Annotated in this window: 13 protein-coding genes and 1 tRNA gene; 8 read left to right on the top strand and 6 right to left on the bottom strand. The window is 60.4% G+C overall.

The genetic code is table 11. The features are described 5' to 3' along the window. Positions 1-108: 108 nt before the first annotated feature. The 7 genes from ACH9L7_RS14325 to ACH9L7_RS14295 all read left to right on the top strand — a co-directional run bounded on the left by ACH9L7_RS14325 (position 109) and on the right by ACH9L7_RS14295 (position 6,145). The gene (locus ACH9L7_RS14325; protein WP_396611367.1) at positions 109-978 is read left to right on the top strand and encodes a RimK family alpha-L-glutamate ligase; all 870 of its coding nucleotides are present in this window, start codon (positions 109-111) and stop codon (positions 976-978) included. A 26-nt stretch (positions 979-1,004) separates the two neighbouring features. Beyond that, a complete protein-coding gene (gene gnd / locus ACH9L7_RS14320) occupies positions 1,005-2,018 on the top strand; it encodes a phosphogluconate dehydrogenase (NAD(+)-dependent, decarboxylating) (RefSeq protein ID WP_396613287.1) in 1,014 nt (337 codons plus the stop codon). Between the two features lie 180 nt (positions 2,019-2,198). Then, on the top strand, positions 2,199-2,783 hold the full coding sequence (locus tag ACH9L7_RS14315; protein ID WP_396611366.1) for a 2Fe-2S iron-sulfur cluster-binding protein: 585 nt from the start codon (positions 2,199-2,201) through the stop codon (positions 2,781-2,783). A gap of 199 nt (positions 2,784-2,982) precedes the next feature. Further along, positions 2,983-4,449 (top strand): MATE family efflux transporter, encoded by a 1,467-nt coding sequence (locus tag ACH9L7_RS14310; protein WP_396611365.1) that lies wholly within the window; start codon positions 2,983-2,985, stop codon positions 4,447-4,449. Positions 4,450-4,510: 61 nt separating this feature from the next. Then, a tRNA-Arg gene (locus tag ACH9L7_RS14305) sits at positions 4,511-4,583 on the top strand. Between the two features lie 394 nt (positions 4,584-4,977). Further along, positions 4,978-5,667: a nucleotidyltransferase domain-containing protein gene (locus ACH9L7_RS14300; RefSeq protein ID WP_396613286.1), complete on the top strand. Its 690-nt coding sequence runs from the start codon at positions 4,978-4,980 to the stop codon at positions 5,665-5,667. Next, positions 5,660-6,145: a hypothetical protein gene (locus ACH9L7_RS14295; protein ID WP_396611364.1), complete on the top strand. Its 486-nt coding sequence runs from the start codon at positions 5,660-5,662 to the stop codon at positions 6,143-6,145. The genes ACH9L7_RS14300 and ACH9L7_RS14295 overlap by 8 nt, the downstream gene beginning before the upstream one ends. Positions 6,146-6,169: 24 nt before the next feature. Here ACH9L7_RS14295 and ACH9L7_RS14290 read toward each other — a convergent pair whose 3' ends face one another. The 4 genes from ACH9L7_RS14290 to ACH9L7_RS14275 form a co-directional block, all read right to left on the bottom strand. Beyond that, complete coding sequence (locus ACH9L7_RS14290) at positions 6,170-6,685, bottom strand: hypothetical protein (RefSeq protein ID WP_396611363.1); 516 nt, start codon at positions 6,683-6,685, stop codon at positions 6,170-6,172. A 472-nt stretch (positions 6,686-7,157) separates the two neighbouring features. Continuing rightward, the gene (locus ACH9L7_RS14285) at positions 7,158-7,490 is read right to left on the bottom strand and encodes a hypothetical protein (protein WP_396611362.1); all 333 of its coding nucleotides are present in this window, start codon (positions 7,488-7,490) and stop codon (positions 7,158-7,160) included. Positions 7,491-7,776: 286 nt separating this feature from the next. Further along, positions 7,777-8,205 carry a hypothetical protein gene (locus ACH9L7_RS14280; RefSeq protein ID WP_396611361.1) on the bottom strand — a complete coding sequence of 143 codons (429 nt, stop codon included), beginning with the start codon at positions 8,203-8,205 and terminating at the stop codon, positions 7,777-7,779. Between the two features lie 258 nt (positions 8,206-8,463). Beyond that, positions 8,464-10,272 carry an SLC13 family permease gene (locus tag ACH9L7_RS14275; RefSeq protein WP_396613285.1) on the bottom strand — a complete coding sequence of 603 codons (1,809 nt, stop codon included), beginning with the start codon at positions 10,270-10,272 and terminating at the stop codon, positions 8,464-8,466. Between the two features lie 347 nt (positions 10,273-10,619). Between ACH9L7_RS14275 and ACH9L7_RS14270 the strand changes: the two genes are divergently transcribed. Continuing rightward, positions 10,620-10,814, top strand: coding sequence for a cold-shock protein (locus ACH9L7_RS14270; RefSeq protein WP_396611360.1), 195 nt, complete (start codon positions 10,620-10,622; stop codon positions 10,812-10,814). A gap of 586 nt (positions 10,815-11,400) precedes the next feature. On the opposite strand, the gene ACH9L7_RS14265 is transcribed toward ACH9L7_RS14270, so the two are convergent. Beyond that, the gene (locus ACH9L7_RS14265; RefSeq protein WP_396611359.1) at positions 11,401-11,655 is read right to left on the bottom strand and encodes a hypothetical protein; all 255 of its coding nucleotides are present in this window, start codon (positions 11,653-11,655) and stop codon (positions 11,401-11,403) included. Positions 11,656-11,842: 187 nt separating this feature from the next. Beyond that, a complete protein-coding gene (gene katG, locus ACH9L7_RS14260) occupies positions 11,843-13,987 on the bottom strand; it encodes a catalase/peroxidase HPI (protein WP_396611358.1) in 2,145 nt (714 codons plus the stop codon). Positions 13,988-14,122 lie beyond the last annotated feature (135 nt).

The following is a 14,122-nucleotide window of genomic DNA, read 5'->3' as shown; positions in this document are numbered from 1 at the left end:
AAAAACCTCGGCGTCTGCCAGTAACCAACCTCGGCGTCCGCCGTCAACACCAGTGGCCTCACACTCGACGACAGAACGCTTATCCCCCGGTGTCTGTCACTCTCTGCCGTGACTACCATCGCCCTCACAACCTGTGCCGACCTCCCGTCGCTCGTCGACGACGACGCCTCGTTCGTCGCAGCGCTCCGCGACCGGGGCGTGACCGCAGACCCGGTCGTCTGGTCCGATGACTCGGTCGATTGGAACGACTACGACATCGTGGTTGTTCGGTCCATCTGGGACTACTACAAGCGGCCGGACGAGTTTACCGACTGGCTCGATGCGCTCGACGCCGCCGACTGTACCGTGTGGAACCACACACGCATTCTGCGATGGAACGGCCACAAATTCTACCTGCGTGATTTGGAAGCACAGGGCGTCTCGACGCTCCCGACGGAGTACGTCGAATGCGGCGGCGAGTGTGACCTGCAGGCTCTCTTCGACGAGCGAGATTGGGACGAACTCATCGTCAAACCCGCGGTGAGCGCCGGGGCGTTCGAGACGAAGCGAATCGCCCGTGCGGATGCCGAACGCGAGCAATCGTGGGTCGACGACATCGTGGCACGAAAAGACGTGCTCGTCCAGGAGTTCGCCCCGGACATCGCCGACGGCGAGTGGTCCATCGTGTTCTTCGGCGACGAATTCAGCCACTCGGTCGTAAAGCGCCCCGAGACGGGCGACTTCCGCGTGCAGGAGAAACACGGGGGGAGCGTCCACGTCGAGCCACCCAGCGGCGGGCTTCTCGAACAGGCCGCCGACGTCGTCGATGCGGTCGGTGCAGAACTCGGTGAAGAACCGCTGTATGCGCGAGTCGATGGCGTCGAGCGCGATGGTGACTTCTACCTGCTCGAAGTCGAACTCATCGAACCCGAGTTGTTCTTCCGCGTCGATTCGGACGCAGGCGACCGACTCGCAGAACAGATACTCGAGCGGGTCTGACTGCGTTCGTTCTCACACAGGACTGACTGCGTTCGTTCTCACACGGGACTGACTACGTTCGTTCTCACACGAGTCTAACGGCGTTCGTTCACGGGCGGGAAACCACAACCACTACCTCCCCCCGAATCAGAGTCCGTCGCATGCAACTAGGCGTCATCGGCCTCGGCCGGATGGGACGCATCGTAGTCGACCGAGTGCTCGATGCCGGGCACGAGGTCGTCGCCTTCGACCTCTCCGAAGAGGCAGTCGCGGCGGCCGCCGACGCGGGTGCCGAACCCGCAGACAGCGTCGCCGACCTCGCAGACCGACTCGGCGACGACAAGCGAATCTGGCTCATGGTCCCCGCGGGTGACGCGGTGGACGCAACGCTCGACGACCTCGACCCTCATCTCGACGAGAACGACGTGGTCGTCGACGGCGGCAACTCGCACTTCGAAAAGTCGGTTCATCGCGCAGAAGCCTGCTCCGCGGCGTACCTCGACTGCGGAACCTCCGGCGGCCCCGCCGGTGCCGAACTCGGCTTCTCGCTCATGATTGGCGGCCCGCAGTGGGCCTACGACGAGATGACCCCCGTCTTCGACGCCGTCGCGACCGGCCCCGACGGCCACGACCGGATGGGCGAAGCCGGTTCCGGCCACTACGTGAAGATGGTTCACAACGGTGTCGAGTACGTGCTGATGCAGGCCTACGGCGAGGGCTTCGAACTGCTCGCCGAGGGTCGCTACGACCTCGACCTCGAATCGGTCTCGCGCACGTGGAACAACGGTGCGGTCATTCGCTCGTGGCTTCTCGAACTCTGTGAAGAGGCGTTCCGCGAAGAAGGCACGGACCTCGGCGACGTTGACGACCACATCGCTGGTGGCTCCACGGGTACGTGGACGGTCCAGGAAGCCCTCGAACAGGAGGTTCCTGTCCCGCTTATCTACCAGTCGCTCGCCGAGCGGTTCGGCTCCCGCGCCGACGAGCGCTTCTCGCGCCGCCTTGCGAACCGCCTCCGCTACGGATTCGGCCGCCACGAAGTCGCCCGAAAGGACGAGTAACGCGCCCAGTCGCGGGCAGTCGCACGCGCGGTCGCAGAGCGGATTACACAGCCGACCGCGTGGGTCGCCCACTATATTTTGGGAATATACCCGAGAGCGCCCGCAACGTCGCAAGAATCGCCGTCGGAAGCCGCCGAGATAATCACAATTTCCTTAACCCCTCACTCCATATCCGCCCTCATGGCAGTCATCAGTCTGGTGGGTGTCGGGGCCGGATTGGTCCTGGTACTCCTCACCGTCGCCCTGCACTTCTCGAAGGGGACCGGTTGGGAGCCGACCGCCGACATCACACAGGAGGTCCTCGAGCGCCGTGCGGCGACCGTTCCAGAGACTGACTTCCCCGAGCCGATGAACCGGTCTATCGGCGGCGGAGGAGTCGCTGGCGCAGTCGCTGGTGGCGAGGAAGGCGGCGAACTCGAAGAAGGCGCGGCCGCAGAAGAAGAACAGAGCCCCGCCGACATGCCCGAAGACGAAGTCGAGTACTTCGAAGTCGAGTTCGTCAAGCAAGGCGAGACCATCGAAGTGGCGAGCAACGAGACGATTCTCGACCAGGGCGAAGACGCCGGGATGGACCTCCCGTACGCGTGCCGCCAGGGTCAGTGTGTCTCCTGCGCCGGGAAGATTACCGACGGTCCTGCCGAGGAGTACGTGACGCACTTCAAGCAGGAGACTCTCTCCGGCGGCGAGATGGAAAAGGGGTACACGCTTACCTGCGTGGCCTACCCGAAATCCGACTTCTCCATCGAGACCGGCGAAGCGCCGTAACGTCTCGAACACACCACCAGTTTTTCTCGCTTCTTCTGCCGAGCGGCGACTCGCGTCTGCGCGAACGGCGTAGCGATGCCAGTCGTCGACGCTCCGGCACCGGTGTCGCTTGTCGACGCTTCACACCCGCCGAGACGAACCGGCAGTCTGGGACACCTATCGACGGTTTGAAACGCACACCCCGTGTTTCACAGTATCCGTGTCCGTCCCCGAAGGAGGTTCCCTGACCGAAGGTGACCTCAAACGCCCGATGTTCGCCCTCGCGTGGCCGATTATCGTCACCGAACTGCTCCAGGTGGCGTACAACCTCGCCGACACAGTGTGGCTCGGCCGCCTCTCAACCGACGCCGTCGCCGCCATCAGCCTCGCGTTCCCGCTTATCTTCCTCCTCATCTCCGTTGGTGGCGGGTTCACTGTTGCTGGAAGTACGCTCGTGGCGCAGTACACGGGTGCGAAGAGCGAAGGCTCCGCCGGAACCGTCGCCGGACAGACGCTCTCGTTTATCACCCTCATCGCAATCACCGTCGGCATCATCGGCTTTTTCGCCACCGACGCGATGCTCGGCATCCTCCCGAGTTCCCCCGCCACCGCCGGGCAGGTCATCCCGCTGGCTGGCGACTACATGCGGGTGTTCTTCCTCGGGTTGCCGTTCCTCTTCGGCTTCTTCGTCTTCTCCGCGCTCATGCGTGGCTACGGCAACACCCGTGCCCCGATGCTCGTGATGTTCATCAGCGTCGTCATCAACGTCCTCATCGACCCCATCTTCATCTTCGGCTTCGATGCGAACCCGCTTTTCGGGGTACTCGGCCTTCGAGGTCTCGAATCGAGTCTCCTCGCATCGACCGGGTTCGCGGGCTACGGCGTCACCGGCGCAGCGCTCGCAACAGTGCTCTCACGAGCTGTCGCCACCGTCATCGGCATCTACATCATCTTCGGCACCTCCGCCGGTCCCGACGTTCAGCTCTCGGACTTCCGCCCGCAACTGGAGTACATCAAGAAAATCGTCGATATCGGCGTCCCGAGCGCTATCGAGCAGTCGGCGACCGCCCTCGGCTTCATCACCCTTACCGCGATGGTCGTCACCTTCGCCCCAGAAGTCGTCGCCGCCTTCGGTCTCGGCAACCGACTTACGTCGCTCGTGTTCCTCCCCGCGCTGGGTCTCGGTCGTGCGACCAACACCATCGTCGGCCAAAACCTGGGCGCGCAGAAACCCGAACGCGCCGAGAGCGCCGTCTGGCTGGCGGCGAAGGTCGGCGCGAGCGTCATGGTCGTCACCGGCGTCCTCGCGTACATCTTCGCCGAACCGGTCGTCGCGTTCTTCATCTCGACCGGGACCGAGTCGGCCGCCCAGACCATCGACCTCGGCGTCGAGTACGTCCGCATTCGTGCCTTCGAGTTCGGCTTCATCGGCGTCCTCCAGGTCGTCCTCGGTGCGTACCGCGGGGCCGGAAACACGAAGACTGCGCTCACGTTCTCGCTGCTCGCGCTCTGGCTCGGCCGCGTGCCGACAGTCTACCTGCTGTCGTTCCAGTTCGGCTTCGCCGAGACGGGTATCTGGCTCGGGATGGCTGTCGGGCAGATTCTCGGCGCGATTACGGCGACAGCGTGGTTCACCCGCGGCACGTGGAAAGAAAGCGTCGTCGACGTGGACCCGACTCCCGCGTAATCGACCGGCGGCACGGGTTCCACAACCGTTTTACGTTGGTATCGTGTACCACTCTTCGCTGGGGCCCGTAGCTCAGTGGACAGAGTGCTTGGTTCCGGACCAAGATGTCGCGGGTTCAAATCCCGTCGGGTCCGTCAGATTTCTGCTGCGAACGAAGTGAGCAGTGAAATCTGTGACAGCCGACAGATTTGAATCAGGGAGCGAACGGAGTGAGCGACTGAGGTTCAAATCCCGTCGGGTCCGTTCGCTTCGCTCACTCCCCCGACGTACTCACACTCGCATTCGCTCGCGTGAGTCCCGTCGGGTCCGTTCGCTTCGCTCACTCCCCCGACGTACTCACACTCGCATTCGCTCGCGTGAGTCCCGTCGGGTCCGTCATTTTCTAAAGCCGCATATTCGGCGCATAGAGGCTACAAGGATCCGATATTCAATTCAGCTAACGAACTTCTGTAGATTTCGTTCGACTCGCCACCAGAGAGTACAGAAACGGGTCAACGTTTATTATACGTCGTTGCACAGTATCAGATGGTGTCCGACGAAACGAAACAACGTATAAATATCTGCCTTCCCGTCACCCCTGGTGGCGACTCAAAGATATTCAGGCTCCACGCGGCCGACGACGTGCTTCGACTGCTCGTCGACGCCCACCAGTCGGAGTTCACACTGAAGGAACTGTCCGAGATGACCGACCGGAGCCGGTCGACAGTCTGGCGGGCAGTCGAGTTCCTCGACGAACTCGACGTCGTCCAAGTGCGAGAAACGGCACAGCGAAAGTACGTCTCCGTCGACCCCGCACGACTCCAGAAAGACGATCCGATACTCGGCATCGAACAGACCGAGTACCACGCTCCAGTTCGTGCGTTCGTAGAGAACGTCGAGACGGCGGTCGAGAAATCGGACGAAGTCGACCAGCTACTCGGTATTCTCGTATTCGGGAGCGTCGCTCGCGGTGAGGCCGACCGGAAGAGCGACGTCGACGTGTTCGTCCTCGTCGACGGCAACCGAACGACTGCCCGCCGCGTCATCTCGAACGTGGCCAGTGAACTCGGCGAAGAACGATTCGACGGCGACCGGTACGCGTTCGAACCGTTCGTCGAGAGCGAGGAGAGTGCGCTCCGAGCAGGCGAAAAGCTACGAGAGCTATTCCGGGAGGGAGTCACTGTCTATGGCGGCGACGAGTTCCAACGAATCCGAACGAAGGTGATGAGTGGTGAGTAGTACCCGAATCGAGACGTTGGTAGACGAGGTGCAAGCCGCCTTCGACTATCGGCCCGACGAGATCGAGGACGGCCTGGAGACGAACGAGGCTGACGTGCTCCAACTCCGAAAGTCGTGCCGACTACTCGCGGGCGCAGAGACACTGTTGGAACAAGGGTTCTACACCTTGGTTATCGAAGCGTCGTTCGTCGCCATCGAGCGCGTCGTCGAGTTCAAACTCCTCGAAGGTGGCGTCGAACCGCGAAATCTTCCCGGAACGCACCCCGGCGTGTACACGGAAGCAGCGAGACGTGGGATTCTGTCGGGGCACGTCGCCGACAGCCTCCAGGACCTCTGGCGGAACCACCGTGCGAAGACGTACTATCAGGACGGACTCGCGGCGAGAGAACGCGCAGAGAAACTATACGAACTCGCGTCGGAGACCCACGAGTACGTCGTCAATCAGTCGGCGAAGAAACACGAGTGTATCTGCGAATAAACGCCACACGAGAGACACAGCGGTTCAAACGAAGACTGAGTCTCGTTTCGTCGCCCAATCGTACTCGTTGAGCGCTGCTCGAACGACCGGGACACGGTCAACGAGGTGTTCCCACTCGCTGGCGGCCTCTCGCCGCGTTTCGACTTCGTCGGCGTCGTCGAGATCGGCGATACTCGCTCGAAGTTCACCAGGTGTTTCCACGTCGTACGACCGCTTCCAGTCCGTAATCTTGCTCCGCATCGAGTTGAGGGCACTGGTCAACTCCTCACGGCTGTGTTCCCGCTGGAGTGCCGCAACCTCCCGGTAGGTCGCCATGAGCTGGTCGACGCAGTAGAGCGTCTGGTCGCCCTGCTCGATTTTGCGGAGGACGTTGTCCTCGACGAGTTGGTCGAGGTACTTCTGTGCCGTCTTGACGGAGACTTCCGTCTCGTTCGCGACCCACGACGCGGTGCGAGGCGTTCGAAGCGTCCGGGCGGCGGCGCGGATGCGCTCACCTCGGGTCATCGAAGCGCGAGAGTCGTTGTGGGGTTTGTCGGGCATGCTTGGACCTACGGAGTGGTGGAACATATATCCACTAAGTTGGAAATATGCGTAGAACAAAGAACAGCGTTCGTCTGGCGAACGAAATAAAACCAAAAATGCTGGCTACCACCCACGTTGAAAATGGCCTGTACAGACCCTCAGCCGCCTGAAGTTTCGACCCCGTTCGTCCACCGCACGAAATCCCGTCGGATCCGTTCGGCCTTCGGCCTCACTCCCCCGACGTACTCACACTTGCATTCGCTCGCGTGAGTCCCGTCGGGTCCGTATACTTCTGGAACGCTCCGAAACCAAAGAACGAGCGCTGTGGCTGTCGTATTAGCATATTTCCCCGCCGACTGATTCCGTCACGCACCGTGACGAGCGTGTCTTGCTTGAGGGAGTTGCCGGGAGACAGGACGTATTCGTCGGGAAACGCGCCTGTGGCGCTCCTTGTTGGAAGATAGAATTCGGTACACTGCGAGCCGATTCGTTATCGGTGTATGAGCCCCAGTATTCGGTTTCGAACATCATCGGCGGAATCGTACGTTTGGTTATCAGTTGGGGCAAGCACTTCTTCGAGAGATTCCGTTCCGTCTTGTGTTTCAATCTCGTAGTCTCCATAGGCCGCAACCAGTTCATCTGTCGTGGTTGGATAGTTCTGGGTTTGGAGTGCTTCATCCAGGTCACCAAGTCTCCCGCCCGGGTCGCCGCTCATCGCTCGGTCTTCGTTGGTGCGGTCACGTACCTCCTCTTTCCTCCGCTCAGACTGTTGTCGCTGCTCGTCGTCTTCGTTCTCGTCTTGGCTTCGTTTGTCGTCTGGCATCCTTACCAATAGGCGCTTGCTTCGGATAATTGTGTGGACGCTCGTCGGTGTGACATCTATGGACCGTCCAGCGTTGATGAATCCTATGGACTGTCCAACGTTGATGAATCGCCTCGCAGCAACGTTTGCTAGCGAAGACGTTGCGCTTGGGCTCTCAGTTTAGCCGGGATACCCTGTTGAAATCGACTATTCGACCCGTCGTCTACCCGCTGTCAACTCGTGGAAAGAGCGGACTATCGTGTAAACCCCACGAGCTGTCAATTCGGGGCTGAACCTGAGTCGAGGCCTACCCCTGCGTTTGACGGATGAACTCGTGGAGCGTCTCTTCGATGAGTGTCGCGACGCGCTCGCTGTATCGCCAAAGTGCTGCATTGAGTCGCTCTTCGGTTTCGTCGTCGAGATCGTCTGCTCCACGAAGGACGGAATCTTTGGTGATCTGTGGGTGGTACACACAGACCACTCCGAGGGAAGTGTCTGAACCCGATGTCCCCGCTGTGTGGATTCCGTACTGATCGGTTCCCCAGACACCATCGCCGCCCTCTCGCTCCAGTTCAGAGTCAAGCGCATCAAGCAGTTGTACCTCTTCGGGGGAGAGGATTGGATCGTCACCTTCGAACAGTTCAGTGTACGCCTCCATTCGGGCACTTTTGGTCCATTGGTCCAACTCGGAACGCGCCCGGAGTACAAGTTGTCGCTCGTCTGGAAACTCGGCCATGGTCCTATGTGGGCGGCTGGGGCAATCAACGTTCGTACGGTCGCTCCGGGCGATGCGCATGCTGGTGATAGGTCTGAGATGAGAAGGGGAGTATCCGCTCGGCCTCGACTGTCAGTGTCCGTGCTGTGGCTCCTGTGGCATGGGTTCGATCACGGAGCGTGATTCACTTGTCTACGCCGTGACCCGACGACAATTCTGCGAAAACAACTGTTCTCAGTGTCCTTTGTCCCATATTTCGGGAGCGGGGGAGAACACATATCACACACGGACACCCCAAAAGAACGCGATTCCGAGGACGGTGACGAACGACAACAACAACTGTAACGGTGCACCGACGCGAATGAAGTCCGAGAATTTGTAGCCACCAGGCCCGTAGACGAAGAGATTCGTCTGGTATCCAACCGGCGTCATGAACGCTGTCGAGGCAGCGAACGTCACGGCGAGCACGAACGCGAACGCGTTTGCACCAATCGATTGGGCAGCGCTGGCAGCCACGGGAATCATCAACACCACGCTTGCGTTGTTGCTGATGACGCTCGTCAACAGACCGGTTGCGACGTAGAACACCCAGAGGACACCGATTGCTGGCAAGAACGTCGCCGTCGAGGCGACGGCGTCTCCAAGAAGCGCTGCCGCACCCGTCTGCTGAAGTGCGATACCGAGTGGGATAACACCCGCGAGGAGGAAGATGACGTTCCACTCGACCGAGGAATAGAGTTCTGTCGGCTTGAGGACGCCGGAAAAGACCATCGCGATGACTCCGGCGAGCGCCGAGACGACGATTGGCAAGATGTTCAAGGCAGGCAGCGCGACCACACCGGCGATGATTCCCACTGCGAACGGGATTTTCTCGCTCCGGTAGGTTACCTCGTCGAACTCGTGGGCGACGATGAAGTCCTCGTTCTGGACGAGTCGGGTGAGGCTATCCGGTGGTGCCTGCACCAAGACCGTGTCACCGACACGAATTCGGATATCTTCGAACCGGTCCCGGACGACGTCACCCCGGCTTCGAAAGGCGAGGACGTTCGCATCGTAGCGTTGTCGGAACGTCGAACTCGCGAGCGTTTCACCAACGAGGAACGACCCCGATGGGATGACGACCTCGACGAGGACCGGTTCTTCCTCACCCGGGTGCAGGTCGCCTTCGGTTCGAGGGCCACCTGAGAGCGTGAGCCCCTCCGTGTCCATGATGTGTTCGAGTGTCTCCCGATTCGTCCGAAGTCGGAGTGTGTCGCTCTCGCGGATTTCCTTTCGGGCGAGCGGGTCGGAAAAACGCTCGCCGTATCGAATCAGTTGTAACACGTCGATGTCGAGTTCGTCGTCTCCCAGTGCCTCCGCGACCGTCTGGCCGATCAACGACGAGTTCGCTGGAACGACAACGTCTGCGAGGTACTCCTGAAGGGCGTATTCCTCGACGAGGTCCTCGTCGGCGGGGATTCGTTCGGGTAGTAATCGGGTGCCAACCGTCATCAGATAGACGGCACCCACCGCGAAGACGATCACGCCTAGTTTGGTGAACTCGAACATCCCGAACGCGTGGAGACCAAGTTCCGGTGATTCTGCACCGATCTGAGCCGCAATATCGCTTGCGAGGATGTTCGTCGATGTCCCGATGAGCGTGAGCGTCCCCCCGAGCATCGACGCGAACGACAGCGGCATCAGCAACTTCGACGGTGAGGTCTTACCGTTGTGTGCGAGGTCGTTGATAATCGGAACGAGAATTGCGACGACTGGCGTATTGTTGACGAACCCCGAGACCGGTCCGCTGACGCCGACTGTCGCAGCGAGTTGCTTGCGCCGGTTATCCCCGGCGAACGCCGCCATCTTCCGGCCGATGAGTTGGACGACTCCGGTTCGGTTGACACCAGTACTCAGAATGAGCATGGCTAGTACGGTAATCGTGGCCGGGTTGGCAAATCCCGAGATTCCCTCCCGTGGAGATATCTGTGTCCAGGGTTCGAAGATGATCAACAACACCATCAGCAGAATCGCGGTCACGTCGATGGGAAACCACTCGGTAGCAAACAACACGAGTGCGAGCAGAATAATTGCAAAAACAACGAGCATCTCTCCCGTCACGGCCGCTGCGTCGAAGCCCTGGACTGCCAACGAAATCATGGAAAAGGCCACGCCAAATAGAGACGCTGCCGCGGGAAAAGGACTGGTATATACACCGGTGGGTTGTCGAAAACCATCGAAGCGTCACGGACGTGGACCAGCGAAAGGTGAGAAGTACGACTTCGTCAGAAGGCTCGGTGCGTTCTGTCGAAACAGGTGAGATTTCTTCCCATAACCACCCAGACAAGCGAACATACGCCAGATTATTCATTTTATGGATATTCGTCCAAATAATTCGGAGATAATAATACGATTTCGGAATCTTTAACCGTGTGTTCGATGTGTGTTTAGTTGTAATGGCAAACGGTAAAGTTGATTTCTTCAACGACACTGGCGGCTACGGTTTCATCTCGACGGACGACGCAGACGACGACGTGTTCTTCCACATGGAAGACGTTGGCGGCGACGATCTTACGGAAGGGACGGAAATCGAATTCGACATCGAACAGGCCCCCAAGGGCCCCCGCGCGACCAACGTCCTTCGGACGTAAGCACGTTTCACGTCGTCGCTTGACAGGCGACACTGTGTAACTACGTTTTTCACACACTCACTTTCCTTCCAGAGCAACGGCTTTCGCAGCGGAGCGTTACAGAATTGGACGACACGCTGACCTGAACGCTTCGGAGAACATCGCACAACGGGAGGGTGAACCATGCACGGCGTAACAGTTCGGCTGACGCGAACCGTGCTCCCTCGCTGGTTGAATAGCCAGCCGTCTTCGGCGTTCACGAGAGCAAAGCTCTCGTGCAGCCCATCAGAATCTTCGATTCTGAGGACGCTCGCTGTAAGCGGGGAGGAAGGCCCCATTGACAGGGCTACACGCGCTGTAACGCACGTCCTTGGTCACAACTGGACGGCTACCGCTGACGTTCCACGCGAAAGCGTCCCTGAGAACCGAGGAAACGCGCAACCTGAATATCCACTTCGTGGATTCCCGCGTTGACGAGACCAATGGTCTCGTCCGCCCACCAGAACGCGAAGCGTTCTGGGGACGTCTTTAGGCGCGGGAGGATGTCAATCGAGACAAGTCGGTGTACAACGATTTTCGTTCGAAGAAGAGCGAGGCGCATCCGACCTCAGTCGTGACGTTCCGACGACTCGAACTCGTCGTCGAATCGTTGGTAGGTGATGGTCAACCTGCCAGGTGATGGTGACTTGGCTGCATCTCGAAGCGTTTTGAACGAATCGAGGAGGTCACTTGCGTCCTCCGTACCCTCCCGGACGGTGCGTGATTCTTCTCGTATCGTATCGTAGGCGTGTTCCAAGATGCGCCGAGTTGCGTTCGAGTCCGCTCTGGATTCAATCTCGAAAGAAGCCTCGTAGTGCGACATACTCGCGATTGGGGCCACACTGGGTTAACGCCCCGTATATTACAACATACGTGAAGTACTCGCGAGAGAGTCATCGTCCGAGACGACGCCTCTGTTGTCTCACGACGGAGGGACGAGACCGGGCTGAAAACCGTGATACCACCGCATCGAGCGGGCGGTTACGGTTACCGGCCCGAGGGCTCGCAGTCTATTCGAGGTCGAAGCGGTCGAGGCTCATCACTTTGTGCCACGCGTCCACGAAGTCGTGGACGAACTGCTCCTCTGCGTCGTCAGCGCCGTAGACCTCGGCGATGGCGCGAAGCCGGGCGTTCGACCCGAAGACGAGGTCAACGCGGGATGCCTCGTACTCGACTTCGCCCGTCTCACGGTCGCGCACCTCGAAGACCGTTTCGTCCTCCGGGACCGGTTCCCACTCGTAGCTCATGTCGAGCAGAACGTCGAAGAAGTCGTTGGTCAACGTCTCCGGCTGGTCGGTGAAGACGCCGAGGTCGGAGTCCTGGTAGGTGGCGCCCAGCGTGCGCATGCCGCCGACCAATACCGTCATCTCGTCGGCCGACAGCGTCAGGAGGTTGGCCTTGTCGACGAGCAACTCCTCCGCCGACCGGTCCTGCTCGTCACCGTCGGTGAGGTAGTTGCGGAACCCGTCGGCGTCCGGTTCGAGCCACTCGAAGGATTCGACGTCAGTCTGCGCCTGCGTCGCGTCGGTGCGACCGGGTTCGAACGGAACCTCGACGTCGTATCCGACATCTCTGGCCGCCTGTTCGACGGCGGCACAACCGCCCAGAACGATCAGGTCGGCGAGCGAGACCCGGACGTCGTCGGATCGGTCGCTGTTGAAGTCTTCCTGAATGCCTTCGAGGGTCGAAAGTACCGTCTCCAGTTGCTCCGGCTCGTTCACGTCCCAACTGCGCTGCGGTTCGAGACGGATGCGAGCCCCGTTCGAACCACCGCGCTTGTCGCTGTCGCGGTACGTCGACGCCGACGCCCACGCGGTCTTGACGAGTTCGGAGACGGACAGGTCCGAAGCCAGAATCTCCTCTTTGAGCTCGGCGACCTCTTCGTCGCCGATCAGGTCGTAGTCGGCTTCGGGGACGGGATCCTGCCAGATCAGCTCCTCGTCCGGAACCTCCGAGCCGAGGAACCGCTCCGGCGGGCCCATGTCACGGTGCGTCAGCTTGTACCAGGCCTTTGCGAAGGCTTCCTGGAACTCGTCGGGGTTCTCGTGGAAGCGCTTGGCAATCTCCCGGTAGTCCGGGTCCACCTTCAGGGCGAGGTCCGTCGTCAGCATCATGGGGGTTTGCTGCTTCGACGGGTCGTGCGCGTCCGGCGCGCTGTTCTGAGCCTCCTCGTCCGTCGGCGTCCACTGCCACGCACCGGCGGGGCTCTTGGTGAGTTCGTACTCGTACTCGAACAGGTTGTCGAGGAAGCCGCTGTCCCACACGGTCGGCGCGTCGGTCCACGGGCCTTCCAGGCCGCTGGTAATCGTGTCGGGACCGTTGCCGGTGCCGAAGTCGCTCTCCCAGCCGAGGCCCCGTTGTTCGATGGGTGCCGCTTCCGGGTCCGGGCCGAGGTGGTCGTCGGGCGCAGCGCCATGGACCTTCCCGAACGTGTGTCCGCCAGCGATGAGCGCGACCGTCTCCTCGTCGTTCATCGCCATCCGCTTGAACGACTGTCGGATGTACTTCGCCGCCTCTTCGGGGTCAGGTTCGCCGCCGGGCCCCTCCGGGTTCACGTAGATGAGGCCCATGTGGTCGGCGGCGAGGTCACCTTCGAGGTTCCCCTCTTCGTCGTGGCGCTCGTCACCGAGCCACTCCTCCTCGGGGCCCCAGTCGACCGCCTCGTCGGGCTCGAAGGCGTCCTCACGTCCGCCAGCGAAACCGTACGTCTCGAATCCCATCGATTCCAGAGAGACGTTCCCGGCCAGGACCATCAGGTCAGCCCACGAGAGTTTGCGGCCGTACTTCTGCTTGACCGGCCAGAGCAGTCGCCGCGCCTTGTCGAGATTGACGTTGTCGGGCCAACTGTTGAGAGGCGCGAAACGTTGTCTCCCGCCGGACGCGCCGCCGCGGCCGTCGCTGGTGCGGTAGGTGCCCGCGCTGTGCCACGCCATCCGGATCATGAGCGGCCCGTAGTGACCGTAGTCCGCCGGCCACCAGTCCTGGGACGTCGTCAACACCGTTTCGATGTCCTCCTTTACTTCATCGAGGTCGAGTTTCTCGAACTCCTCGGCGTAGTCGAAGTCCTCGTCCATCGGACTAACGTTGGAGGCGTTCTGGTCGAGAATCTCCAGGTTCAACTGATTCGGCCACCAGTCTTGGTTGGACCCATTCATGAGCGAAGGATTGTTGCTATCCGCTGATAAAATTGTCTAATTCAGAAACGAAGTCTTCGCTACAGCACAAGCAATCTTTTGAATAGATAAATATTAGTCAGTAGATGTCGCGGGCACTGTATTCGACAAGCTTCG

Source organism: Haloferax sp. S1W (genome assembly GCF_044593955.1).
Classification (GTDB): domain Archaea; phylum Halobacteriota; class Halobacteria; order Halobacteriales; family Haloferacaceae; genus Haloferax.
The sequence above is the reverse complement of the archived record's forward strand: the minus strand, read 5'-3'. Positions and strand labels throughout refer to the sequence as shown.

Coding starts and splice junctions, on each gene's coding strand:
- ACH9L7_RS14315 (WP_396611366.1), top strand. CDS start 2,199: ATGGCAGTCATCAGTCTGGTGGGTGTCGGGGCCGGATTGGTCCTGGTA.
- ACH9L7_RS14290 (WP_396611363.1), bottom strand. CDS start 6,685: ATGCCCGACAAACCCCACAACGACTCTCGCGCTTCGATGACCCGAGGT.
- ACH9L7_RS14285 (WP_396611362.1), bottom strand. CDS start 7,490: ATGCCAGACGACAAACGAAGCCAAGACGAGAACGAAGACGACGAGCAG.
- ACH9L7_RS14280 (WP_396611361.1), bottom strand. CDS start 8,205: ATGGCCGAGTTTCCAGACGAGCGACAACTTGTACTCCGGGCGCGTTCC.
- ACH9L7_RS14275 (WP_396613285.1), bottom strand. CDS start 10,272: ATGCTCGTTGTTTTTGCAATTATTCTGCTCGCACTCGTGTTGTTTGCT.
- ACH9L7_RS14270 (WP_396611360.1), top strand. CDS start 10,620: ATGGCAAACGGTAAAGTTGATTTCTTCAACGACACTGGCGGCTACGGT.
- ACH9L7_RS14265 (WP_396611359.1), bottom strand. CDS start 11,655: ATGTCGCACTACGAGGCTTCTTTCGAGATTGAATCCAGAGCGGACTCG.
- katG (WP_396611358.1), bottom strand. CDS start 13,987: ATGAATGGGTCCAACCAAGACTGGTGGCCGAATCAGTTGAACCTGGAG.